This is a genomic window from Tabrizicola sp. TH137 (assembly GCF_002855575.1).
Lineage (GTDB): Bacteria > Pseudomonadota > Alphaproteobacteria > Rhodobacterales > Rhodobacteraceae > Paragemmobacter.
The window spans coordinates 1-23,200 of record NZ_PKRQ01000013.1 but is presented as its reverse complement, the minus strand read 5'-3'; the positions used below and the strand labels follow the sequence as shown (position 1 = coordinate 23,200).

Below are 23,200 nucleotides of genomic sequence, written 5' to 3'. Positions count from 1 at the left end.
TGATCAGTTCCGTCGGCTCAGGCCCTGATCTCGACGACGCAAAGAGGGGTCAATTTTGGACGCCGATAGGGGGTCAGTTTTGCGTGCCGATTGACACTCTTGCCGCCATGTAGGCCGGCAAGTCGTTACGGTCCGTCAGCCAAGCTGAGATGTGGCAGATGTCCTTCACTCCCATTCCACCCTCGGCAAGGATTGCGCGTATGTTGGCGAAGCAGACCGCGGCCTGTTCGTCCATGCTCTCCGGCACAGTGCCATCGGGAGCGAGGCCCAACTGGCCCGATGTCCGGATGATCCTGTCCACGCTGAGGAGCAGGACACCGTGCGCATAGCGCGCAAGTGGTGCTGCAATTGTCGAAGGTATCAGGGGGCGCATGGCGTCTCTCACGGTTGTCAGCACTTAGCATGCCCCAAGCACCAACCCGCGCCCGGCAAAAAAACCGATCATCACACCCCCGTTTTCCTTTTGCCAAACCGGACCGGGTTCGCACTAAACTCGCGCCAGTCCCGACAGGAGAAACTCATGTCCCGCAAGATCGTGCTTGTTCGTCATGGCGATGATCCACCGGACGACCGGGTCGTGACCTTTGCCGTACAGAGCGGGTTCGAGCCGGTCTTTCGCCGCCCTTTCAAGGGCGACAAGCTGGGGCTGCCCGGTCCGGATGTTGCAGGTTCGGTTGTCTATGGAGGGCCTTTCAATGTCTTCGAAGAAGACAAGCACCCTTTCCTGAACGAAGAGGCTGACTGGATCAGGGGGTGCATGGCTGCGGGTATCCCCCTTCTTGGCCTTTGTCAGGGCGCACAGCAAATCGCCCGCGTCCTTGGGGCAGAGGTCGGGCCTTATGATCAGCCGGTCCACGAGTTCGGCTACTACCCCATCTCGCCCACTTCCGAGGGTCGCGATTTCCTGCCGGAAACGCTGCATATGACGCAGGCGCATTTCCACACTTTCGCCATTCCCGAAGGGGCCGTGCATCTCGCCTCTAGCCCGATGTATCCCAATCAGGCCTTTCGCTACGGCGACAAGACCTATGCCTTCCAGTTCCACCCAGAATGCACCATCGAAGGCTTCCGGCGCTGGCAGGCGAATGCATGGGCGCCCTATGGCAAGCCCGGTGTTCAGACCAGAGCAGAGCAGGACGCGCTGATGCTTGAGGCAGACGCGCGACAAGCCGATTGGTTCTACAGCTTCCTGCGAAAGCTCTTTGGTACTGCATGACATCCCTAGCCCAGCGGAATCCCCAGGCTTTCGGCATCGTCGTTACGCTTGCCGGTGTGATGATCTTCATCCCAGACGCGCTGATCATGCGGCTGATCGGGGGCGACATGCTGGCGCTTGCGTTCTGGCGGGGGCTACTTGCGGGCAGCATCTTTCTCCTCGGCAACATGATCCTCGCCCCGCAGACCATGCCCAGACGGGGTGAATGGTTCGACCGAAAAGGCCTGCTTATCATCGGGCTGAACGCGGGCGGCGTGCTCAGCTGGTGTTCGGCCATGCAGTATACGTCAGCCGCCAACGCGCTCTTGGTTCTGGCCATCGCCCCGTTTCTCGCTGCAATCCTGTCGTTCTTCTTCTTGAAGGAGCGCATCGACCGCGCGACAGCACTTGCCATCGCTCTCGTGTTCGCCGGTGTTCTGATCATCGGCTCGGGCAGTCTTGGTCACGGGCGGCTTCTGGGGGATGGGTTTGCGCTGATAAATGCGCTGACCATCGCCGCCTACTACGTCACTCTCCGGACGACCGGCAGTCGAAACATGCTGCCACATCTGGCACTGGGGTCGATCCTTGGCGGGCTTCTGGCCGTTCCGTTTGCCGACTTCGAACCCGTCAGCAGCCAGCAGGCCATGCTGATCTTCCTGTCCGGGGCAATCGTCCTGCCCGGTGGCGCCGGCCTGCTGATGCTGGGTCCGCGTTACCTGCCAGCGCCGGAAGTGACGATGATCACACTCTTGGAGGTGATCCTTGGCCCCTTGCTGGTGTGGGCGGTGATCGGCGAGAACCCGGGCCAAATGACACTTATCGGCGGGGCAGTGATCATCGTCACTGTGACGCTGCACACCTTGCGCCGCGTGACCCAGCCTATGAGCCCCACCTGATGCGATTGCTCTTCGTCCATGCCCATCCGGTGCCCGAAAGCTTCAACACTGCGCTTCTCGCAGCCGCTCTGGAAACCGCCCGTGCCCAAGGCCATGATGTCCGGCTGATCGATCTTCACGGCGAAGGATTCAATCCGGTGATGTCCGCCGAAGAGCGCCGCGGCTACACCGAAGATGTCCCTATCCCTGCGGATCTGGTCCAGCATGTTGAGGCGCTGCAATGGGCTGAAGGGCTGATCCTCGTCTATCCGACGTGGTGGTACGCGCAGCCCGCGATCCTGAAAGGCTGGATGGACCGGGTATGGCGGCCGGGAATTGCCTTCACGCTACACGAGGAAGGCCAACGCCTCCGACCGGCGCTGGCCAACATCCGGCTGATCGGCGTGATCACCACCTTCGGCTCACCGTGGTGGTTCTGGACATTCCTCATGGGCGCGCCGGGGCGCAAGATCATCCTTCGCGGTTTGCGCTTTTGCACGAATGCCCGGACACGAACCTTCTGGCTTGGCCTTCACGCGATCGAAGAGCGGGCAGACCTTGCGCGTCGACGCTACATCGATCGGGTCCGCGCCCGTATTGGGCGCATTCCGCTTTAGGAGGCCGCATGGGCCATATCGGGCATTGGGCCGACCTGACCGTCATGGACTTCGCCGCGCTCGACCGGGCGAAGGCCGTGGCAATCCTTCCGATCGGCGCTGTGGAACAGCACGGTCCACATCTGCCTCTTTCGGTCGACCGCGATCTGACACTTGCCGTTCTGACGCGCGCCCTGCCATTGATCCCCCGTGATCTGACGGTGCTAGCCTTGCCTGTGCAAGCGATCGGAAAAAGCACTGAGCATGAGGCATGGGCCGGTACGCTGTCCCTCTCAGCTGCCACGCTTCTGGGCATTCTGCACGACGTTGCCGCATCGGTGCATCGCGCCGGGATTTCCCGGTTAATTTTCCTGAACGGACATGGGGGCAACCGATCCATACTGGATGTTGCCTGCCGCGACCTGCGAGCAAAGACCGGCCTCATCACAGCGCATGTCGCGTGGGATGACCTGGCCGAAACGGAAGCGGTGGTGGGGGAGGCCGAAGCAGCGAACGGCCTGCATGCCGGGGATGTCGAAACGTCGGCTATGCTTGCCGCCCACCCGGAACGTGTCCGCATGGACTTGGCTGAAAGCTTCGGCTCTGCGCACCTTGACTGGCACCGTGATCACCCTGACTTGGGATTGGGCATGGCACCTCTCCGTCCCGGCTGGCTGATGGGTGATCTTAACCCCAAGGGCGCAGTCGGCAACGCCGCCGCAGCCACGGCGGCAAAGGGCGAGGTTCTGCTCGATGTCGCTGCCAGAAGACTGGCCCGACTGGTCGGCACCTTCGCGCAGTTCACTCCCGGCTGACCTAAATCTTCCACTCCAATTGATGACGTCGAATCCTTTTGGGTCACGTCCCCGTTTTGCTTGCGTGAACACTGGTGCCCACGGACTTACGCTTTCCGGACAGCCCCTATCCTGAAAGCCGAACATGGCCAGCATCTCCGGAAAGACCACTATCGACTGGGCTGCCTTTGCGGCAGATCTTGCCCCGGTCGAGGTGATCGACGAACCGGTTCTGGTCCGCAAACGCAGCCGCGATTTCTTCTGGTACTCCCCGATCCTCGACCGCCGTCTCAAGACCTGCTTCGGCGATCTGGTCGCACGGCCGAAATCCCCCGCCGAGATGGCAAGGTGCCTCTCCCTGGCGGCACGCCACCACGTCCCTGTGACGCTTCGCGGCGGGGGAACCGGCAATTACGGACAGTCCGTTCCGATGGACGGCGGTCTGATCATCGATACAACCGCGATGGGCGAGGTGCTGGAAATCGGGCCCGACTTCGTCCGCGTCCAGGCGGGCTGCAACATCCTGAAGTTGAACACCGCACTGAAAGAACGGGGCCGGGAACTGCCTGTATTCCCGTCAACACAAGACATAGCGACCATTGGTGGCTTCATCTCAGGAGGATCCGCCGGGATCGGCACGGTCAGTCACGGGATGCTGCGCGATGCGGGCAACATCCTCGAAATCCGCGTTCTCTCGGCTGAAGAGACGCCGCGGGAAGTGGTGTTCACGGGTGAACAGATCAACATGATCCACCATGCGTGGGGCATCAACGGCGTCATCACCGAACTCACGCTGCGGACAGTTCCGACCGAGGACTGGATAGGGTGCATCGCCACCTTCGACAGCTATTCCGCCTGCTATGCGGCTGGGATGGCCCTGGCGGCATCTCACATCCGACGCAAGCTCTGCTCCACACTCGACGCGCGGATTGGCCGCTATTTCGACCGGCTCAAGGAGATCGTTCCCGAAGGGCGGCCGATGCTGGTGACTCTGGTGCCGCGCGGCCAGATGGAGGATTTTAGAACGCTTGTTGCGACAAATGGCGGCCGGATCGATCTTGCTATGGACGAGGACGAGCGCCTGGCCCGCAAACTTCCGCATGCCTTCGAGTTTTCCTACAACCACACCACGCTGCAGGCGCTCAAGACCGATCGCAAGGTCACGTACCTGCAGATCCTTTGCCCCGCACCTCTGAACGTGGCGAAGATCATCGAGCTGCAGGCGGTGCTTGGCGATGACGTCTACATGCACCACGAGTTCTCGCGCATGGGCGGGCAGTTGGTTGCCTTCGACCTGCCCCTCGTGAGGTACACGACCGACGAGCGGCTTTATCAGATCATGAGCCTTTACGAGGCGCATGGATGTCCTGCCTCGGACCCGCATTCCTGCATCATCGAGGAGGGCGGCATGAAGAAGGCCGACTACCGCCATCTGGCCTGGAAGAAACGGCTTGATCCTCTGGGCCTGCTGAACAGCGCAAAAAGCCGCGAATGGGCGCGTGTCCGCAACATGGCTCCCGAAGCCATCGAAGCCCTGCACCAGACTTGAACTCAAAACGAGGCGGAACACCCGTCCCAGTCCCAACAAGGAGATCATCATGACCTTTATGGATCGCAACGGCCGACCCCTTCCCGATCACCTGACCCGTACCGCTATGGCAGGCGGTCGCGACCCCATGACACGGCGCGAGTTTCTGGCCACCGCCACCGCCTTCGGAGCGTCTACCGCCACTGCCTATGCGATGCTGGGCCTGCCCGCGCCGGCCTTGGCACAGGAAACACCCGTGAAAGGGGGAACGCTTCGCGTGGGCATGCAGGTGATGGACCTGAAGGACCCCCGCACTGCAGACTGGTCGCAGATCGCAAACCTCGCGCGCCAGTTCCTTGAGCCGCTGGTCAAGTACACGCAGGATTTCACCTTTGAGGGCAAGCTTCTGGAAAGCTGGGAGGTGAACGCCGATGCCACCCAGTACACGCTGCGCATCCGTCCCGGAGTGACCTGGAACAACGGTGATGCGTTCAATGCCGATGATGTGGTCTTCAACATAAACCGTTGGTGCGACAAGTCGGCAGAAGGCAATTCCATGGCTTCCCGCTTTTCGGCGATGATTGACGAGGCGACGGGCAAGGCGCGCGACGGGGCGATCGTCAAAGTGGATGACATGACGGTGCAACTGAACCTCGCGACGCCCGATATCGCCGTCATTCCGAACATGGCAGACTATCCGGCTCTCATCGTTCACCGCAGCTATGAGGAGACGGGCTCCAATCTTGCGGCAAATCCGATCGGCACCGGCCCATTCGAACTGGAGTTCCACGAAGTCGGCAACAAGGCACGCGTCGTGCGCCGCAAGGATGGCAAATGGTGGGGCGGTGAAGCACATCTCGATGCCATCGAGTTCACGGATTACGGGAATGATCCCGTCATTGAGCTGAATGCATGGGCTTCGGGCGAGGTGGATCTGAACCAGCAATCGGGCGAGAACTTCCTCGACTCGTTGGATGCTCTGGGGGCGACGCGGAACACGATCGCAACTGCCAATACCGTGGTGGCGCGCATGAACGTCGCGCAAGAACCCTACACGGACAAGCGGGTCAGGCAGGCCATACAGGCCGCAGTGGACAACGCCCTGGTTCTGGAACTGGGTATCTCGGGTCTTGGGACGGTCGGTGAAAACCACCATGTCAGCCCGATCCACCCGGAATACGCAGAACTGCCCAAGCAGACGCGCGATCCGGCAAAGGCAAAGGCGCTTCTGGAAGAGGCGGGCAAGGCGGATTTCGAGTTCGACCTCATCTCGATCGATCAGGACTATCATCAGGCCTCCTGCGACGCGATCGCCGCACAGGTCCGTGATGCCGGGATCGCCATGAAGCGGACGGTCATTCCAGGCGCGACCTTCTGGAATGACTGGACGAAATACCCTTTCTCGATGACCAACTGGAACATGCGCCCGCTTGGCGTTCAGGTTCTGGCGCTGGCCTACCGCTCGGGTGAGCCGTGGAACGAAAGCGCCTACGCAAACCCAGACTTCGACGCGAAGCTGGCACAGGCACTGGCCACGGCGGATGTCGAGGCGCGGCGTGCGATCATGGCAGAACTGCAGGCGATGCTGCAGGGCGATGGTGTCCTGATCCAGCCCTACTGGCAGAACGTCTATTCGCATTCAAACCCGAAGCTGAAGGGCTACCGCATACACCAAACCTTCGAGATGGACCTCGGCGCCGTGTGGCTTGAGGCCTGATCGATCAAGGGCGGGGCTCAAAGGCGCCACCATAGCCGCTTTCGAGCTCTGCCAATTCTCAGCGGTCAGCCCCGGAACAAAGGAGTTCTGCCTTGAAGATGTCACGCCTGCTTCTGTCCGTATGCTTTACCGTCTCGCTTTCCATGAGCGTCCAAGCCGATGACCCGGAACTGATCGTCACCGACTGGCCGGGCTTCGATGCCGAAGGCATGTATGCAACCTACAAAGAGAAATGGGGTGTTCGGCCGACCTATGCCTTTGTCACCTCCGATGACGAAACCTTCCAGAAGGCGATCAGCGGCTTCGGTGCCGATGTTTCGCACCCTTGCGCCCAGATGGTGCCCAAATACCGCGAAGCCGGTCTTATCGAGCCTTGGGATGTCTCGCGCATCCCCGAGTTCAAGAACATCATGCCCGAGTTTCTGGCCTCTCCAATAATCCAGGACGAGGCAGGGGTCTGGATCATCCCGGCCGACTGGGGTGCCACCGCGATCGCTTACAACGCTGAGATGGTTCCGGCAGAGGACATAGCGACCTTACAGGTTTTCGCCGATCCCAAATACGCAGGAAAAATCACCATGCCCAACGCTTCGGACGACGTCTGGGCATTGGCCTATCTTGCCACCGGCGTGACGGACTGGACAAACGTGACGGACGACCAGTTCAACACCGCCGCCGATTGGCTGCGCAAGGTCCACCCCGGCGTTCGCGCCTACGTGAACTCTTCCACCGAAATGGCGCAACTTATGAAGTCGGGCGAAGTCATGATCGCCTGGTCCTGGCCGGATGGTTTGTCCATCCTGCAGAAAGAAGGCTTCCCCGTTGGCTATCAGCGCACCCCGAAGGAAGGTGTGACAACCTGGTTCTGCGGGCTGGTGAACCTGAAGAACGGGAAAGGCAGCGAAGACAAGGCCTATGATTATGTGAACTCGTGGATTCGGCCCGAAGCGGCAGAGGTTCTGGTCACCAGTATCGGCTACGGGCACGCCAATGCCGCAGGTATGCAGACCCTTGATCCTGCTGTGCTTGATGCTGCCGGGCTAGGCCCCATCGACGGACCGACCCTGCCGCAACTCCCCTTCGATCTGGACCAGCGGCAAAGGCAGCTGGAAACCTTCGATCGGATCAAGGCCGGGTTCTGACCGGACAACTTCAGGAGAAAGACGTTATGCCTCCCGAAACCGGCCTGCGCATTCCGCAGGACAATCGCTTTGTCTTGTCCAACGCCCGGGTTCCGACCGAACTGGTCGCCGACCCGCCGCCGGGAGCAACTCGCGATGCAGAGGGTGCTTTGCTTCTGGATCTACTGGTTCAGAACGGCCGCATCGCGGCACTCTTCCCGGCAGGAATGGCTCCTGAAACCGCCTGTCGCGTCGACCTGGAAGGGCGCCACCTTTGGCCCGCCTTCATCGACATGCACACCCATCTCGATTGCGGCCATGCCATCCCCCGTGTCCGCCCGGACGGCACGATTCATGGAGGATTTTCCTTGACCGCCGAGGACTGGCCGCGCTGGACGGACGAAGACTTGGACTTGAGGATGGAGTTTGGCATCCGTTGCGCCCATGCGCACGGCGTCTCGGCTCTGCGCAGCCATGTCGACAGCGAGACGCTCGCCTATTCTCAGCGCCATTGGCGCGCATTGGACCGGCTGCGTGCAAAGTGGGCAGGCAAGGTAGATTTGCAAGGTGTTACCATCTGCGCAATGGAGGCGTGGATCGGCCCAGAAGCGCGTGCGCTTGCCGACCTTGCAGCGGATATGGGCGGCATCCTTGGCGGGGTCACCGATACGCTGGATCGCGGCGAGAACGGCACATATGACGCTTTGGGTCAGGCGCTCGACCGTCTTTTCGCCTTAGCCGGAGAGCGGGAACTGGATGTCGATCTGCATGTCGACCAGACCGAAGACCTCTCCGCTTTCACCATCCCCGAGATCGCCAAGGCCCGGTTGCGCAGCGGATTTAAGGGGCGCGTTGTTCTGGGCCATTGCGTGAATCTTTCTTTGATGCCGCCCGAAGTCATTGACCGGACTCTGGCCCTTGCCCGCGAGGCCGACCTTGCCTTTGTATCAATGCCGACACCGATGATGTATCTGATGGATCGAAAGCCGGGCCGCACACCTCGTTGGCGTGGGGTCACGACGGCGAATGAAATCCGCGCGGCCGGGTTGCCTTTGGCCATCGGGGGCGACAACTGCCGTGACGCGTGGTTCGCTTATGGCGATCATGACATGTTGGATACACTGAAACAGGCGATCCGGGTCTTTCAGGCAGACGAGCCCCTTACCGGCAGCCTTGCCATGGCCAGTCGTGTGCCCGCCGACCTGATCGGGCGGCCTGACCTTGGGCGCATCGGCGCTGACCTTCCGGCCAATCTGGTGATCTTTCAGGCCCGCAGCCTCAACGTCATTCTCGCACGCGATCAGGCTGATCGGATCGTGTTGAAGAACGGTCGGCAAGTGACCGATCCCTTGCCGCAGCATCATGAACTTGAAGCGGCCCTCGGGCTGCTTGACACTGCATCGTGATCCTTTTTCCGGGGAACCTGCCGTGCAACTGATCGACTTCATCCATGGCTTGCGTTGGAAGGATGTTCCCCCGCCGGTGCAAGATCGTACTCGAGATTTCCTTGTCGATCTGCTGGGCGTGGCGGCGGGTGGCATCGGCACGCGCCTGAGCCGGATCGTCCGGGATCATGCCGCCGATCAGTTTGCCGCCGGTTCCACCCCGGCCCGCATGATCCTGGACGGTCGCCCGGTCAGCCCGGCAGGGGCAGCGCTTGCCGGTGGTATGACCATCGACGCCTATGACGCCCATGACGGCCATCGCCTGACCAAAGGACATGCAGGCTGCGCGGCCCTTCCTGCCGCGATGGCGATGGCAGACGCGACGGCCAGGCTGGACGGTGGCGACTTCATGGTGTCTCTCCTCCTCGGCTACGAGATCGGCACACGCGCAGGGATAGCGCTGCACCGCACGGCCTGCGACTATCACACCACTGGCGCATGGACGGCGCTGTCCTGTGCCGCCATCGCTGCGCGCTACCTGGGGCTTCCCGCAGACCAGACGCGCCACGCACTCGGCATCGCCGAATACCACGGCCCCCGAAGCCAGATGATGCGCTGCATCGACCATCCGACCATGCTGAAGGATGGCTCCGGTTGGGGCGGAATGGCCGGGGTTTCGGCAGGCTATCTTGCACGTTCCGGCTTTACCGGGGCGCCTGCGATCACAGCAGAGAGCGCAGATGTGGCCGACCTTTGGGGCGACCTTGGCCGCACTTGGCGGGTGATGGAGCAGTATTACAAGCCCTTCCCGGTCTGCCGCTGGGCGCAGCCCCCCGTTCAGGCCGTGCTGTCGCTGATGCAGGCCCACGGGTTACGCTCGACCGATGTCGCCCGGATCGAGATCGTGACCTTCCACCAGTCCTTGCGCCTCGCGACACGCACGCCATTGACCACCGAAGAAGCACAGTATTCCACGGCATTCCCCGCAGCTGTCGCCGCCGTGCGCGGCACCATCGGGGCCGAGGACATCACCGAAGCGGCCTTTTGCGACCCTGAAATCCGCCGACTGGCGGAGGGGATGCTTGTCACTGAATCCGACGCCTACAACGCCGCCTTCCCGGCCCGCCGTTTCGCGCATGCCGTATTGGTTCTTCAGGATGGGAACCGGCTTGAATCGCCGCCCACCGAAGCGCGTGGCGACCCTGAGGCGATGGTCAGCCGCGATGAAATGCACGGCAAGTTCCACGCCTGCGCCGATCCGGTTCTTGGGGCCGCCAAGGCCATTGCCTTGCGCAAAGCGGCAGAGGGGCTTGGGCATGGGCATCCCATCGAAAGCCTGCTGAACCTGGCCGTGACCCCGGTCTGAGTGAGGCGTCGGCAGGATCGCTCCATCCAGAGCGCGCCGGACTGTCCTTGTTGCCGGATCGGGCAGGGCAGGCGAAGCTACCAGAGTGGCTGGTTACGCCCGCAGCCGTTTGCCGTCCGGATCGAAGGCGGCCCCTTCCAACACCAGCGCCCGATGCGGGCGGCCCAGAACCATCACCTGCAACTCCGACCCGGCGGCAATGTCGGGCCGCAGATAGGCGAGGGCCAGGGACTGCCCGACATGGTAGCCATAGGCCCCTGACGAGACCTTTCCGGCGGGTTTGCCCTGCCGGTCGAAGATCGGCTCTCCCCCCGTCGCATCCGCCGTAGTCGCCTCGACCACCAGTGTGCGCAGCACCTCTCGCGGGGGCTGGGTCGCAATGGCCTGCCAAGCGGCCTTGTTCAGAAAGTCCTTGTCCGCCTTGATGAGACCCGCCAACCCCGTTTCCTGTGGCCAGTATTCCGGCGAATAATCACGGCCCCAAGACCCGTAGCCCTTTTCGACCCGAAGGCTCATCAGCGCGCGCGAACCGACCGGACCCACGCCTATTTCTTTGCCCGTTTCCAGAAGGGCCACGTAGAGCCTTGACTGATCGGCCTCGGCACAATGCAGTTCCCATCCGAGATCGCCGGTAAAGCTAACCCGCAAGGCGATGCAGGACACGCCCGCCACCTCAATCCTCGCCGATCGCATGAAGGGAAAGGCGTCATTCGACAAATCCGCGTTGGTCAAGCGGCCAAGCAGCGACCGTGCCAGTGGTCCGGCGACGTTGAAGCCCGCCATTGCTTCGGTTGCGCTTTCCCAAACCGTGCCCGCTGGCAGCGGAACTGCATCGAAGAAGCGCTTGTGGTAACGTTCGGCCATCCCTGAACCGACCATCAAGTAGTCCTCCCCGCTCAGACAGGTGACGGTGAAATCCCCGGCAATCCCGCCGCGTTTGCCGATGAGGGGGGCAAGGCAGGACCGTCCCGGAACGCCCGGAATCCGGTTTGCCAGCAGTGCCTCCAGCCAGTCCTTGGCCCCCGGTCCCGTGATCCGATAGCGGGCGAAGTTAGATATATCGATGATCCCGGCCCGGTCACGCAGCATCCGTGCCTCGCGGCCCACGGGTGCCCACCAGTTCTGCCGCTCGAACCCGATGGTTTCCTCTTTCGGTTCGCCGTCGGCGGCAAACCAGAGGGGATGCTCCCAGCCAAAGTTCAGGCCGAATACCCCACCCATCGCCTTTTGGCTTTCATGGATCGGACGGGTCCGCACCGGTCGACCCGCTGCACGTTCCTCGTTCGGGAAATGGATCTTGAAGCGGTTGGCGTATTGGTCCCGGACACGGGCCTTTGTGAAGTCCTTGCCCGCCCAAGCACCAAAGCGCGCGAGGTCCCAGCCGAACATGTCCAGCTTCGGTTCCCCCTCGACAATCCACTCTGCCGAAAGCAGCCCGAGGCCCCCGGACTGCGAGAACCCCGGGATGATGCCGTTGCAGCAGAAGTAATTGCGCAACTCAGGAACCGGGCCGAAAAGTGCACTCGAGTCTGGCGACCAAATCATTGGCCCGTTTATGACGCGCTTGATCCCCGCCGTTCCCACCGCGGGGACACGGTCGATGGCGCGCAGCATGTTGGGTTCGATCCTTTCGAGATCATCGGCAAAGAGTTCGTGGCCAAACCCATTGGGTGTACCGTCTTCAGCCCAGAACTTCATGTCGCGCTCGTAAGCACCGACCAGAAGGCCTTTGCCCTCCTGCCGCAGGTAATACTCGCCATCCCGGTCAGCGACCGATGGCAGGCGGCGGTCCATCGCGGCAATCTCGGGGATGGTTTCGGTAACGAAATACTGGTGTTCGGTTGGAATCAGGGGGAGCGCGATCCCCGCCAGCGCCGCCACTTCCCGTGCCCAGAGGCCGGCAGCGTTCACCACCCATTGGGTGTGCACCTCTCCCAAAGGCGTTTCCACGATCCATGAACCGTCCGGCTGTGCCCGCGTCGCCGTCACAGGGCAGTTGCGGTGAATCTGCGCGCCCCGTGCCCGGGCGCCTGCAGCATAGGCCATCGTCACGCCTGACGGGTCGACATTTCCGCCTTGCGGTTCATACATGATGCAGCGGATGCCGTCGAAGTTCACGAGCGGGTGCAGACGCTCGGCCTCCTCCCGGCTCACTTCGTGGAAATCCATCCGGTAGTAGCGTGCCTTTGCTGCCTGCAGGCGAAGCTGGTGCTCGCGCGCTTCGGTCTGGGCCAGATAAAGCGATCCGGGTTGGAAAATGCCGCAGCCTTGACCCGTCTCGGCCTCCAGTTCCTTGTAGAGCCCCATCGTGTAGTGCTGCAGGCGACTGATGTTCGTCTGGTCGTGCAGACCGTGGATGTTGGCCGCCGCATGCCAAGTTGAACCGCTGGTCAATTCCGAACGCTCAAGCAGCACGACATCCGTCCAACCAAGCTTGGTCAGGTGGTAAAGGATCGAACAGCCCACCAGCCCGCCGCCGATCACAACGGCTTGGGCATGGGATTTCAGCTTTGTCTCAGGGCTCGTCATCGCCGATCTCTTCCCGCCGCTTGGCCACATAGGCTTCCAGTTCCTCGCGGATGGCAGGGTCCATCGGCGGCTCTTCATATTCTGCCAACGCCTGTTGCCAGAGGTGGGTCGCGCGATCGCCGGCCTCTTTCGCCCCCGCTAGCACCCAGTTCTCATAAGCGCGCCAGTCCGACAGCATGGGCTGATAGAAGGCAGTTTCATACCGCGCCATCGTATGGGCCGCGCCAAAGAAATGGCCGCCTGCCGGCACATCCTTGATGGCGTCGAAGCCCAGTTCCTCGGGATCCCATTTCAACGGGCGCAGGAACTCCATCATGTTCTGCAGGATCTCCACATCGAGGATCAGCTTCTCGTAACTGGCCGTCAATCCGCCCTCAAGCCACCCGGCCGCGTGATAGATCAGGTTCGCTCCACCCATGACCGCACCCCACGTGGCCATCGACGTTTCATAGGCCGCCTGCAGATCAACCGCGTTCGAGGCGTTTGCATTAGAGGTTCGGTACGGCAATCCGTATCGCCGCGCCAGCTGGCCCGCGATCACGTTGGCCTTGGTGTTCTCTGGCGTGCCAAAGGCTGGTGCGCCCGAGCGCATGTCGACATTGCTGGTGAAGGCTCCGTACATCACCGGCGTGCCGGGACGGACAAGCTGCGTCAGAACGACACCGAACAGTGCCTCGGCGTTCTGCTGGGCCATTGCGGCAGGCAGGGAAACCGGTGTCATTGCGCCCATCAATGTGAAGGGGGTGATGGTGACGGGCTGGCCATGCTCGGCCATGGCGATGAGGCCATCGCCCATCGCGTCATCCAGCAGCCGCGGGGAATTGACCGAAATGATGGTGATAACGCCGGGGTCTCGGGCCAGTTCCTCAAGGCTGATGCCCCGGGAAATGGCCATCATTCGGATCCCGTCCAAGGCCCGACCCCGTCCGATGGCTGTGCAATGGAAGGTCAGGTCCGAAAGCGTGAGATTGGCGAAATAGGTGTCAAGATGCCGGTTGTTGGCGGGCAGTTCCTGCGGCGCGGTCACCTGATTGCCGATCATGTGGATGGCGTTGAAATGATGCGCCAGCCGGATGAAGTTCCGATAGTCGGAAAGGTTCCCCGATCTCCGCCCGTTCACCCGGTCATGCACATTGGGCGGTCCCGCCACCAAGCCGAAGACCAGATGATCACCGCCAAGATGAATGCGCTTCGCCGAATTGCGAGGGGTAAGTGTGAACTCACGCGGTACTGTCGCCAGCGCTGCTTCGACGATTGTCTCGTCGATCCGCACGAGGCCATCGTCATCAATCATTGCTCCCGCGGCCGCGAAGAGGGCGCGAACATTGGCGCCCATCACCTTCACCCCAAGTTCCTTCAGGATGCGGATCGAGGTGTCGTGCAAGTCCTGCATCTGGTCGCCGGACAGCATCTCCATCGGCGCGTAGGGGTTCCTTACGTCTTCCCATGGAAGCTGGGCGATGCTGGCCCCGGCCTTTTCGCGCCGCCCTCGTCTTGCTTCCCGCATCGCATTCCCTCGTCTTTTGCCAGAGCGTAAATCCTCAGAAAACAGAGTCACGAAACCGAAACGGGGGCCTGAACCCAAGTTATTCTGGGGCATAGTCAGTGGCCGGACCGTAAGGGATCGACTACTCTGCTGGCAGGAGAGACGCGATGAAGTATCTGCCCCCCTTGAATTACATCCGGTCGTTCGAGGCCTCTGCCCGCCACCTCAGCTTCACAAAGGCGGCAGAGGAGCTGCGCATGACTCAGGCCGCAGTCTCCGGCCATGTGCGGGCGTTGGAGCAGTTTATCGGACGCCCGCTGTTTTACCGCGCACCTCGTAGCCTGGCACTCACTGAAGTCGCATCAGCTTACCTTCCGGCACTTCAACGCGCCTTGGCGCAGATCGATGTCGCCACAGGGCAAGTGCAGACCGTCCGGCACCGAAAGGAGGTTACGATTGCCTGTCCGGCAAGCCTGGCCACCAATTGGCTTCCCGAGCGTCTGAGCGCTTACAGGGCTGAGAATCCAGAGGTCGAAGTCACAGTCCACGCGACGATATGGGCGGAATCCACCGAACAGATTGTCGATCTAAGGATCATTCCCCGCCATGTCAGCCAACCACTTGTCGGCGAAAGCCTGGGTGAAGAGCGATTGGTCATGGTCTGTCGGCCCGATTTCCTGACTGGGCCTGACCCCATGCGCGTCCCTGCTGATGTCCTGAAGAAGGGCCTGATCCATATCCTTGGCCGACAGGAACTGTGGGAGGCCTTTGCGCGCCATCACGGAATCCCCGACCTGCCACTTGTTCAGGGTTTGAAGACGGACAGTTCCAACGTGGCCTTGGAAATGGCCATCGCCGGCCTGGGCTGTGCGGTGACGCTGGCTTCACTGGCAGAAGTCCATGTGCAGCGCGGTTTGCTCGTCGAGCCGTTCCCCGGCAAAATCGCGAGCGGCTGGGGCTATGATCTGCGGCCCGGCGAATTGAGCCCGACAAGGGCAAGCGAAAAGCTCATGCAGTTCCTGTTGAAACAGATTTAGGCAACCCGTCGAACGCGCTCCGGCCGCATGAGGACAAGACAACCAAGACCTACGAGAAGGCACAGGCTGAAGGCGCGCATAGTGCCTCTTCCAGATCGTGTGCCTCCGTTCAATGCTTATGGCCGCGCAAGCCTTGTGTGAAGGTTGCGGAAAGATGGTCGCGCAGCGCCGCAAGAATACAGCCGTCATCAGTTGCTCGCCGCGGAGGCGATCAATCGGCGGCCGGAAGTAAGTTGGATGCACGAGGGTCTGCTCACCAGAGGGCTCCGCGATAGGTGCCGTGACACTTCTGTGCGGTTAAAGCAGGTGCACCGCCTCTCGTGTAGGAGAGTGACCATTTTTGCTGCAGCTGCAAACATCCGCTATGTCCGAAACTTGGACCTCGGCACACAATGCCGCGAATGGCCGCTTTCCGCCCTGATCGACTGCCAGTGCCTGAGGCAGCTAGACGCCTAATCGGCTGGGTCGTGCGGTCGCTGGGGGCGGAAAGCGGACAGACGCGATGCATCGTGCGGGTTCACTCCTTCCTGCTTTATCTAGAGCAACCAACGCCGGGAAATGTCCCATCCTCTCGACGCGGCGCGACAGTCCACCGGCTGCATCTGGCAAATGAGGTGATGTCAATGGACAGCATGACTGACCCGACCCTGACCCGTCGGGTTCATGCAGGTTTCATGGCGCTGTCATGAAACTGTAACGTCGCCGCAAGTCCTACCCCATCCTTCGTCGCTAGGTTCACAGCATCACCGGCACATCTGCCGGATGCGAAGGGACCTGATGATGACTCTCGATTTCCTCGATGCAGGCCTGATCCTGCGCTTTGCCATCAACCTCGCCGCCATGACTGTGCTGATCTTCGGCATGTTCTACATGCGCTACCGCGACAAGGAACTTGTCACCGCGGCGTCGCTGTTCAACATTTTTGCTTTCGGGGTTCTGTCGATCCTGGGTTCGGTCGAGTTTTCGCTGGCTGCGGGTTTCGGCCTTTTCGCGATCCTTGCGCTCTTCACCCTCCGGTCGGAACAGATTTCCAAGATCGAGATCACCTATTTCTTCGGGTCTATCTCGATCGCGGTGATTTGTTCCATCCAGGGAACTACGCTGCCCTTCGTCTGTGTCGTCGTCGGGCTGGTGCTTCTGGGCGCCTACCTGTTCGATCACCCGCGCATCCTGAAATCAGTGGATGGGATCAAGGTCACGCTCGACAAGATCGACCCCGATGCCCTGTCGGACCCGGCCAAGATGCGCAGCGCCCTGTCGGCCCGGTTGGGGGTGCAGGTGATGAGCTATCAGATCACCGCGCTCAACTACATCACCGACATGGCCCAGATCAACGTGTTCTACCGCAAATGACCCTGCAATTTCATACCCTTGGCCTGTCTGCGGCGCTTCTATCCATCCTCCACGCCGCCCCCGCTTGGTCGCAGTCCGTGCGCCTTCTCGACCACCTGATCCTGGGAGAGTCCAAGATCGACGGCGAGAAGATCGGCGAGTTCTCGGCCCTTGTCGCGGCGCCGGACGGGAACGGGCTGATTGCCGTGTCGGACCGCGGCTATCTCGCCCGGCTGGCGGTCACCATTACGGGCGAGGATCTGGCGGCGGTCGAGGTGGTGTCCGTCCATGTCCTGACCGGGCCAGACGGTCGGGCTTTGCGCGACGAAGGCGTCTCGCCCGAGGCGGCGGCAGTGCTGCCGGATGGAAGCCTCGCCATCGTGGACGAGACGACGGCGCGCCTGATGGTCTTCGACACCATGGGCACGTGGCTACGCGACGAGCTGCTTCCCGAGGCGCTGCGCGACACTGGGCGGCAAGCAAGCGAGAAAGATGGTGTCGAGGCGCTGGCCTGGACGGAGACGACCGGTTTTCTGGCCATGACGGAAGAGCCTCAGCTGGGATTTGAGCGCAACGACCACACGTTGCGCACCGCGCTGGCAGGTGACTGGCCGTTGGTCATTGACGGCCCCGAGTCGGTCAGCATCAAGGGGATGGAGGCGGCGGAGGGTCGCATCTTCCTTCTGGGACGCACGCGCGACGACATCACAGACGCGCTGCGGCCTTACCTGCGCATCCTTGATCACGTTGCGTGCCAGTCGGCGCGGGCCTGCACGGGCACGACCTACCCGGTCTCCGTTCCGGGTATCGAAGATGCCGATTTCGAAGGCATCGCCGCCCTTGGCGATGGTCTGCTCCTACTGGTCAGCGACGACAAGGTCGGCGGTGATCTGCGGTCGGTCTTCGCGCTGATCGCCGTTGAATGACATCCCCCCAACCCGCCCTGAAAGGACACGCCATGGACCACCGCATCGCCGCTTCCCTCAGCACATTCGGCACCATCTCCCTCGACGGGCTGAACGCCAAGGCCGCCATGCTGGAGCGGCTGGACAACAAGTACATCGTCCCGGCTGATCGCCTGTTGCCCGCGTTCCAGCGATTTTCCGAACTGTTCGACGTGCTGGAGATCGGCGGCAAGCGCGCCTTCACCTACGCCACCGACTATTTCGACGATCCGGCGACGCAGGCCTATCACGACCATCATCAGGGGCGCCGCAAGCGCTGCAAAGTGCGCATCCGCAACTATGTGGACGCAGGCTTCAGCTATCTGGAGGTGAAGCTGAAGGACCTCCGCGACGCAACGGTGAAGAAGCGGCTGAAGCTGGCCCGCCCCAGCCGCAGCCTCTGTGACGAAAGCCTTGCCTTTATCGACGCCTGCCACGCAGAGATGTATGGCACGCCGCTGGGTCGCCACCTGATCCCGGTGATCGGTATGGAATATGAACGCATCACGCTGGTCGCCCGCGAAGGGGGCGAACGAATGACGATCGACACAAGGCTCGCCTTTCGCGCGGCACATGCCGAAAGGGAGGCCGCACCCGACATGTTCATCCTTGAAACCAAGTCGGCGCGCGGCAACGGCATCGCCGACAAGATCCTGCGGGGCGAGCATCTGCATCCAACCAAGAACTGTTCGAAGTACTGTGTTGGCATGGCGGCGCTTGGCATGGTGGACCGCCACAACCGGTTCCTGCCAGCCTTGCGCAAGCTGAACCTCTCTGCGGCAATCCCGACCGCCTTGCTGGTGTCAATCGCGGCCTAAGGCGCGGACAGTGTTTGGTCATTGTAACCGCGAACGCGTGCAGGCAGGCTGTCACGGGCCTGTCATGCCTCGGCAATAACTTAGAGGGTCAACGGTGGTGAGTGCCGCCAAGCAACAGATGCACGAGGGTGCGGTCCCGATGCGCCTGTCGACCCTGCTTTCGCTTCTGGCCTCCGTGCTGCTTGCAGGCGCGGTGGCTGCCGCTTGCCTGACCTTCTGGGTTGTCATCGAAACACAGAAGGTGTCCGAGCGCATCGCACTGGCCCGCGCATCGCAGGCCGAACACCTGCAATTGCAGTCGAACCTTTACCGGCTGTTCAAGGAGAAGGCCGACGCCCTCCTGATCGGTGATCGCGACCGCTCTGCCCTCGAGGCCGAGGTCAAGGCACAGATCGACGGCAATCTGGCCGAGATCCAGCGCATCATCGCCCGCGAGATCGAGCTTGATGGCGAGCGCGAGCTTGAGGAACTGCGGCTCCTCTCCGCCCTGGAACGGACCATCGACTCCATCAGCACCCGCTATGACCAGATTTTGCCTCGTGACAACGCGCCCGGCGCATTGCTTCCACAGGATCTGATCGGCCTTCTCGACCGCGACATCGACAAGACCTTGTCGGAACTGATCGAAGTGGCGCTGGACGGTGAGCGCGAAGAGGTTGAAGAGGCCACGCAGCGGTCAACCGAGTTTCGTCAGAGAGTGGCCGTTCTGGCAGGGCTGATCCTTGGCGCCATGTTGTTGGCAACGGCGACGGTCGGTCTTGTCTACCGGCGCAGCGTCATGCATCCGCTAGCCGATCTCGTGGAAGGGGCAGAGGCCTATCGAAACGGCAGCTATGGCCGGGTCATCGCGCCCCGGGGCGCGCTGGAGTTGCGGCAACTGTCGGTCACCCTGTCCGAGATGGCGGTCGAGATCGCGACCCGCGAACGAGACCTGCGGCACGAAGCCCGTACCTTGGAAACCCGCGTCAACGAGCGGACATCTGAACTGCAGACGATCCTCACGCGGTTCGAACAGGCTGAAGCCAGTCGGCGCCAGATGATGGCCGATGTCAGTCACGAGCTGCGCACGCCGCTCACCATCATTCAGGGCGAGGCCGACATTGCGCTCCGCAGCAGCCTGAATGACCCTCTCCAATCGTCCGAGTCCTTCTCGCGCATCCGCGACGCTGCACGGCATTCCAACCGAATCGTTGAGGACCTGCTGCTCGTCGCGCGGGAAGAGGCCGGGCAGCTGCGGCTTGACCTGCGCAACGTCGATCTGGACGCGGCCCTGGTCGAGGCAGCGGGACTGGCGCAAGCGCGTGTGGAGGTGCTGCGTCTGGGCCGCCCGGCCCCTGCGCGGGTCGATCCGGTGCGCTTGCGGCAATGCCTGCTTGCCGTGATGAACAATGCGCTGCGCTATGGCGGGCGGACCGTGCGCGCCTGGGTCGAGCGCAGCAGCGACGGCTTTGCCATCGTGGTCGAAGATGATGGCCCCGGCATGAGTGATGCCGAAAAGGATCAGGCCTTCCACCGCTTCTTCCGTGGCTCTGGCGCCCAAAGCACCGGGGTCGAGGGCACCGGCCTCGGCCTGCCGATCGTGCGGTCGATCATGACGGCGCATGGCGGCAGCGTCGATCTGTCCGACCGAGCGAGCGGAGGCCTTGTGGTGCGGCTCAGCTTCGTCGCAGGCCTGCGGGAAGCACCGACACCGCCCGCTTCTGCGATCAACCGCAAGGCGGAATAAAACCTCCACGTAACACGTTGATAACAGAACGATGACAGATCGGCTGGTCTGGAAGGCCCCCTGCTGCGTGATGGGTGCCAGGGTCGGCTGCAAGAAACGGGGACGCGGACGACCATGCATATCCTGATGATCGAAGACGAACCTCGGGTCGCAGACTTTGTGCGCCGGGGCTTGCGGACCGAAGGCTGGGTGGTCGAGACCGCGCACAGCGCCGAAGACGGTCTGGCCCTGCTGCAAGTGGGCCAATATGATCTGGTGCTGCTCGACGTGCTTTTGCCTGGAATGTCGGGCGAGGAATTGTGCCGACACCTGCGCGCGATCCGCAACGACGTTCCGATCCTGATGCTCAGCGCGCTCGGTTCGACCGACAATCGGGTCACCGGCCTGCGCAGCGGGGCAGACGATTATCTTGCCAAGCCCTTCGATTTTGACGAACTCGTCGCCCGGATCGAGGCTCTCCACCGTCGACGGTCCGGTCGGGGGCCGGAAGGGGAAGCCCAGCCCTTGAAGGTCGGGCCACTGGCCTTCGATCCTGGCTCGATGCGGCTGACGCAGGACGGGGTCGAGCTTGACCTGTCCACCAAGGAGCGGGACGTACTGGTGCTCTTGATGAAAAACCCAGGCCGCGTGCTCGCCCGAGAACGGCTGCTGAACGCCGTCTGGGGGCTTGAGGCCGACCCTCTGACCAATGTGGTCGACGTCACGATCAGCCGCATCCGGCGCAAACCGGCGCCGGGCCAGACGATGATCGCGACGATCCGGAACTATGGCTACCGTCTGGACCCTTAAGCACGCTGCAGCATATCATGGGGTGCAACAGGACAAGATACGCCGCGCTTTCATCGGCACTCTTACGGCCCGAACGTCACTTCGCATGACGTTGCCCCCTACTTCGGCCAGTTGATACGCGACAGTTCAACTCAAGCGGCGCGGCGTCGACGGAGCAGCATGCCCGCACCCAATAGGGCGGCCGCCAGAAGTGGCGCAGTGGCTGGAATCGGGACCGGGGCGACGGCAGAAGCCGCCGTGTTTCCTTCGGCGCGCAGCTTTAGGGTCAGCGTCCTGCTTTGCCCGCTTTCGAGGAAGAGAGACGTGTCGAGGGACTGGCTCAGGCTTCCGGTTTCGGTGCCAGCGACTGTCAACGGCAAGCCTTTGGTGAGAATGATCGTCGCGTTGGCTACAGCATCGCCGAGGATGGAGAATGTTGCCTGCGAAAAAGGTAACTCGCCCAGCAGGCCATCGCTGGTCACCTCGGTGAAGAGGTCATAGAAAATCGAGACCGTAGCACCAAGGCGTGACTCCGACGTATTGGAGATCGTGAAGGTGGCCGTGCGTTCGTAGAAAGCACTGGCCCCGCTGTCGAGATCAGGGTTCGTGCCAGTGGCGCCATTAACTGAGAGCCCGAAAGTGAGGCTGGCGGTGGGGTCAAAATCTTCGGGGACAAAAGGGATACTCGCGCCAGAAGGGTTTGCTGAGGCAAAACCCCCAAAACTGCCAAATGCATTCACGCCAAGATCTAGAGTGCCCGAATAAGCGAAGGTCAGTCCCGGATCAGCAGAGGTAACACCGAAAGTTGATGTTGCGCTGGCTTCAAAGACCGTTGCCGCCATAGAAAAGGTGGGAAGAAGTGCCGAGAGACCAAGTGCCAAAATCAGTTTTTGCATTTCTTTTCCTCACATTGATTGTTTGAAAAAACTCTCCGATAATTTCCTGAGGTGCGGAAAAGGATGACCCAACCCCGCTTGCTGAACAAGGGATTATTGCCGCTCACTCTGCCTGCGGCCCCGCATTTCCCGCTGAAGGAACTGGACGAACAGATCTGCCCGTGAGTTGGCCGTTTCTGCGCGGAAATGCACAAACCTTAGGTCAGCTGAAGGAGGGGGACAGTCTTGAAGAAGAATCTCCATGCGCCCGTACTCGAGCCCCCCACGCGAGGAACTGGGGCACGAATCCGGTCCGTGAACCCAGGTGCTGTTACCCACGAAGAACGCCGCATTGATGCCGACAGTTTGCGCGCGCCGAACGGGATCACCGGGACCGTCGATTGGTATCGCGTGACCTTCGAGACAGCGCGGCGAATGAGCGAAGGGCGGAAAGCGGACCGTCGGTACCCGTAGCAACAAAAGGGATGTGATTTAGGGGTAAGTCATCCCTTCAATTCCACCAAGAACCAAAAAGCGCTATCAGAACAGCAAGAGGCCCGAGGCTTTCGCTCCGGGCCATGGTTTGAATTTCAGGCTTTCTGATTACTGCTCGAACGCGCCCATCTGGAAGAGACCGCCGAGCCAGTCCTCAAGGTGCCAGGTGGTCTGGACCATGCCCTCCTCGTTGAACTCGTGGATGTCGATCGTCATGATGGTGAACTCGCGGCCTTTGGCCGGGAAACCGGCGAAGGGACCGATCTGTTTGGCTGTGTAGGTCGAACGGACGGCGACCTTGTTGCCCTCTTGGACGATGTCCTCGATCACGAGGTTCCCGTCGGCGAAGGTGGCAGCAAAGCCCGGGATCATCTTCTTGAAGCCCTCGCGGCCCGGCTCTTCGCCCTGACCGGCGGGAATGTGGACCCAGTCCTCGGCGATGATCTGGTCCAGAAGGTTCGGGTCGTTCTGGTTGAAGGTTTCGTAGAAAATGCGGATCCGTTCCTTGTAGTCTGTTGATTTCCACTGAGAGCTGACCCGGTTCGGCCGAAGATTTCCATTGAGATTTGACCCATGTGACCCTCCCCCGAGCGAAGCGCGAGGGGGTCAA

General features: G+C 61.6%; 20 protein-coding genes. 15 read left to right on the top strand and 5 right to left on the bottom strand.

What is annotated here, in order from left to right; translation table 11 throughout:
• Nucleotides 1–73 precede the first annotated feature (73 nt).
• Nucleotides 74–373 (bottom strand): RidA family protein, encoded by a 300-nt coding sequence (locus tag C0V75_RS21395; protein ID WP_101923016.1) that lies wholly within the window; start codon nucleotides 371–373, stop codon nucleotides 74–76.
• A 147-nt stretch (nucleotides 374–520) separates the two neighbouring features.
• Here C0V75_RS21395 and C0V75_RS21390 point away from each other — a divergent pair, with 147 nt between their 5' ends.
• The 9 genes from C0V75_RS21390 (at nucleotide 521) to C0V75_RS21350 (ending at nucleotide 10,580) form a co-directional block, all read left to right on the top strand.
• The gene (locus C0V75_RS21390; RefSeq protein WP_101923015.1) at nucleotides 521–1,216 is read left to right on the top strand and encodes a type 1 glutamine amidotransferase; all 696 of its coding nucleotides are present in this window, start codon (nucleotides 521–523) and stop codon (nucleotides 1,214–1,216) included.
• Between the two features lie 59 nt (nucleotides 1,217–1,275).
• The gene (locus C0V75_RS21385; protein ID WP_158241923.1) at nucleotides 1,276–2,094 is read left to right on the top strand and encodes a DMT family transporter; all 819 of its coding nucleotides are present in this window, start codon (nucleotides 1,276–1,278) and stop codon (nucleotides 2,092–2,094) included.
• Entirely contained in the window at nucleotides 2,094–2,690 is a 597-nt protein-coding gene (locus C0V75_RS21380) for an NAD(P)H-dependent oxidoreductase (protein WP_101923013.1), read from the top strand. Before C0V75_RS21385 ends, C0V75_RS21380 begins: the two co-directional genes overlap by 1 nt.
• An 8-nt stretch (nucleotides 2,691–2,698) precedes the next feature.
• Complete coding sequence (locus tag C0V75_RS21375; protein ID WP_101923012.1) at nucleotides 2,699–3,484, top strand: creatininase family protein; 786 nt, start codon at nucleotides 2,699–2,701, stop codon at nucleotides 3,482–3,484.
• 124 nt (nucleotides 3,485–3,608) lie between these two features.
• Nucleotides 3,609–5,012, top strand: a complete 1,404-nt coding sequence (locus C0V75_RS21370; protein ID WP_101923011.1) for an FAD-binding oxidoreductase — start codon at nucleotides 3,609–3,611, stop codon at nucleotides 5,010–5,012.
• A gap of 49 nt (nucleotides 5,013–5,061) precedes the next feature.
• Nucleotides 5,062–6,708, top strand: a complete 1,647-nt coding sequence (locus C0V75_RS21365) for an ABC transporter substrate-binding protein (RefSeq protein WP_101923010.1) — start codon at nucleotides 5,062–5,064, stop codon at nucleotides 6,706–6,708.
• Nucleotides 6,709–6,806: 98 nt separating this feature from the next.
• Nucleotides 6,807–7,850, top strand: coding sequence for a PotD/PotF family extracellular solute-binding protein (locus C0V75_RS21360; protein WP_101923009.1), 1,044 nt, complete (start codon nucleotides 6,807–6,809; stop codon nucleotides 7,848–7,850).
• A 26-nt stretch (nucleotides 7,851–7,876) separates the two neighbouring features.
• The gene (locus C0V75_RS21355; protein WP_101923008.1) at nucleotides 7,877–9,235 is read left to right on the top strand and encodes a cytosine deaminase; all 1,359 of its coding nucleotides are present in this window, start codon (nucleotides 7,877–7,879) and stop codon (nucleotides 9,233–9,235) included.
• A 22-nt stretch (nucleotides 9,236–9,257) separates the two neighbouring features.
• On the top strand, nucleotides 9,258–10,580 hold the full coding sequence (locus C0V75_RS21350; RefSeq protein WP_254216564.1) for an MmgE/PrpD family protein: 1,323 nt from the start codon (nucleotides 9,258–9,260) through the stop codon (nucleotides 10,578–10,580).
• A gap of 93 nt (nucleotides 10,581–10,673) precedes the next feature.
• Here C0V75_RS21350 and C0V75_RS21345 read toward each other — a convergent pair whose 3' ends face one another.
• Complete coding sequence (locus C0V75_RS21345; RefSeq protein ID WP_101923018.1) at nucleotides 10,674–13,088, bottom strand: FAD-dependent oxidoreductase; 2,415 nt, start codon at nucleotides 13,086–13,088, stop codon at nucleotides 10,674–10,676.
• A 7-nt stretch (nucleotides 13,089–13,095) separates the two neighbouring features.
• Nucleotides 13,096–14,616, bottom strand: a complete 1,521-nt coding sequence (locus C0V75_RS21340; protein ID WP_101923006.1) for a trimethylamine methyltransferase family protein — start codon at nucleotides 14,614–14,616, stop codon at nucleotides 13,096–13,098.
• A gap of 146 nt (nucleotides 14,617–14,762) precedes the next feature.
• On the opposite strand from C0V75_RS21340, the gene C0V75_RS21335 reads away from it, so the two are divergent.
• The 6 genes from C0V75_RS21335 to C0V75_RS21310 all read left to right on the top strand — a co-directional run bounded on the left by C0V75_RS21335 (nucleotide 14,763) and on the right by C0V75_RS21310 (nucleotide 21,241).
• The gene (locus C0V75_RS21335; protein ID WP_101923005.1) at nucleotides 14,763–15,632 is read left to right on the top strand and encodes a LysR substrate-binding domain-containing protein; all 870 of its coding nucleotides are present in this window, start codon (nucleotides 14,763–14,765) and stop codon (nucleotides 15,630–15,632) included.
• Nucleotides 15,633–16,409: 777 nt separating this feature from the next.
• Nucleotides 16,410–16,985, top strand: coding sequence for a DUF4956 domain-containing protein (locus C0V75_RS21330; protein ID WP_254216563.1), 576 nt, complete (start codon nucleotides 16,410–16,412; stop codon nucleotides 16,983–16,985).
• A complete protein-coding gene (locus tag C0V75_RS21325) occupies nucleotides 16,982–17,890 on the top strand; it encodes an esterase-like activity of phytase family protein (protein WP_101923004.1) in 909 nt (302 codons plus the stop codon). The genes C0V75_RS21330 and C0V75_RS21325 overlap by 4 nt, the downstream gene beginning before the upstream one ends.
• A 32-nt stretch (nucleotides 17,891–17,922) precedes the next feature.
• The gene (locus tag C0V75_RS21320; RefSeq protein ID WP_101923003.1) at nucleotides 17,923–18,726 is read left to right on the top strand and encodes a polyphosphate polymerase domain-containing protein; all 804 of its coding nucleotides are present in this window, start codon (nucleotides 17,923–17,925) and stop codon (nucleotides 18,724–18,726) included.
• Nucleotides 18,727–18,865: 139 nt separating this feature from the next.
• Nucleotides 18,866–20,452, top strand: coding sequence for a cell wall metabolism sensor histidine kinase WalK (locus C0V75_RS21315; protein ID WP_158241922.1), 1,587 nt, complete (start codon nucleotides 18,866–18,868; stop codon nucleotides 20,450–20,452).
• A 114-nt stretch (nucleotides 20,453–20,566) separates the two neighbouring features.
• Nucleotides 20,567–21,241, top strand: coding sequence for a response regulator transcription factor (locus C0V75_RS21310; protein WP_101923001.1), 675 nt, complete (start codon nucleotides 20,567–20,569; stop codon nucleotides 21,239–21,241).
• 131 nt (nucleotides 21,242–21,372) lie between these two features.
• Here C0V75_RS21310 and C0V75_RS21305 read toward each other — a convergent pair whose 3' ends face one another.
• Nucleotides 21,373–22,116, bottom strand: a complete 744-nt coding sequence (locus C0V75_RS21305) for a hypothetical protein (protein WP_101923000.1) — start codon at nucleotides 22,114–22,116, stop codon at nucleotides 21,373–21,375.
• Nucleotides 22,117–22,698: 582 nt separating this feature from the next.
• A complete protein-coding gene (locus tag C0V75_RS21300; RefSeq protein ID WP_256377175.1) occupies nucleotides 22,699–23,082 on the bottom strand; it encodes an ester cyclase in 384 nt (127 codons plus the stop codon).
• Between the last annotated feature and the right edge of the window lie 118 nt (nucleotides 23,083–23,200).

Coding starts and splice junctions, on each gene's coding strand:
- C0V75_RS21395 (WP_101923016.1), bottom strand. CDS start 373: ATGCGCCCCCTGATACCTTCGACAATTGCAGCACCACTTGCGCGCTAT.
- C0V75_RS21390 (WP_101923015.1), top strand. CDS start 521: ATGTCCCGCAAGATCGTGCTTGTTCGTCATGGCGATGATCCACCGGAC.
- C0V75_RS21385 (WP_158241923.1), top strand. CDS start 1,276: ATGATCTTCATCCCAGACGCGCTGATCATGCGGCTGATCGGGGGCGAC.
- C0V75_RS21380 (WP_101923013.1), top strand. CDS start 2,094: ATGCGATTGCTCTTCGTCCATGCCCATCCGGTGCCCGAAAGCTTCAAC.
- C0V75_RS21375 (WP_101923012.1), top strand. CDS start 2,699: ATGGGCCATATCGGGCATTGGGCCGACCTGACCGTCATGGACTTCGCC.
- C0V75_RS21370 (WP_101923011.1), top strand. CDS start 3,609: ATGGCCAGCATCTCCGGAAAGACCACTATCGACTGGGCTGCCTTTGCG.
- C0V75_RS21365 (WP_101923010.1), top strand. CDS start 5,062: ATGACCTTTATGGATCGCAACGGCCGACCCCTTCCCGATCACCTGACC.
- C0V75_RS21360 (WP_101923009.1), top strand. CDS start 6,807: ATGTCACGCCTGCTTCTGTCCGTATGCTTTACCGTCTCGCTTTCCATG.
- C0V75_RS21355 (WP_101923008.1), top strand. CDS start 7,877: ATGCCTCCCGAAACCGGCCTGCGCATTCCGCAGGACAATCGCTTTGTC.
- C0V75_RS21340 (WP_101923006.1), bottom strand. CDS start 14,616: ATGCGGGAAGCAAGACGAGGGCGGCGCGAAAAGGCCGGGGCCAGCATC.
- C0V75_RS21335 (WP_101923005.1), top strand. CDS start 14,763: ATGAAGTATCTGCCCCCCTTGAATTACATCCGGTCGTTCGAGGCCTCT.
- C0V75_RS21330 (WP_254216563.1), top strand. CDS start 16,410: ATGATGACTCTCGATTTCCTCGATGCAGGCCTGATCCTGCGCTTTGCC.
- C0V75_RS21325 (WP_101923004.1), top strand. CDS start 16,982: ATGACCCTGCAATTTCATACCCTTGGCCTGTCTGCGGCGCTTCTATCC.
- C0V75_RS21320 (WP_101923003.1), top strand. CDS start 17,923: ATGGACCACCGCATCGCCGCTTCCCTCAGCACATTCGGCACCATCTCC.
- C0V75_RS21315 (WP_158241922.1), top strand. CDS start 18,866: ATGCGCCTGTCGACCCTGCTTTCGCTTCTGGCCTCCGTGCTGCTTGCA.
- C0V75_RS21310 (WP_101923001.1), top strand. CDS start 20,567: ATGCATATCCTGATGATCGAAGACGAACCTCGGGTCGCAGACTTTGTG.
- C0V75_RS21305 (WP_101923000.1), bottom strand. CDS start 22,116: ATGCAAAAACTGATTTTGGCACTTGGTCTCTCGGCACTTCTTCCCACC.